At 46.6% G+C, this 350-nt stretch carries 1 protein-coding gene; it reads right to left on the reverse strand.

The window, feature by feature from the left end:
• Nucleotides 1–329 (reverse strand): hypothetical protein (locus ABFY71_RS18765; RefSeq protein WP_347947388.1); only part of this gene is annotated, 329 nt, incomplete at its 3' end.
• Between the last annotated feature and the right edge of the window lie 21 nt (nt 330–350).

A 350-nucleotide genomic window follows, 5' to 3' on the forward strand; every position in this document is an offset into this window, starting at 1 on the left:
TTGCAGTCTTCAGACTTGCCGGAACGATAGCTTTGCTTCTGCGTCATATAGTCATCGTAAGCGTCTCGCCCATCAGAGCGACTGTAATGCCCTCTGACATAATGTTCACCACGTCTGGCATAAGAACTGCCCCTGTCGTAATCCGGCATCATTCTGCCATCATTTGCGCTGTATCTCCCCATGCTGTCACGTTTTCTTCCACGCTCGCTGTAATCGTCATTGTATCCGCCACGCATCTCATCAAGGACATTGTTGTAGTACTCTACTTTCTTATCCCAGTACTGCGTATTCTTGATATCTTTGTACATATCAATCGGTTTGTATGTCATTTCCAAGTTCCCAGTGGTCAG

This window comes from Devosia alba, assembly GCF_039938915.1.
GTDB lineage: Bacteria > Pseudomonadota > Alphaproteobacteria > Rhizobiales > Devosiaceae > Devosia > Devosia alba.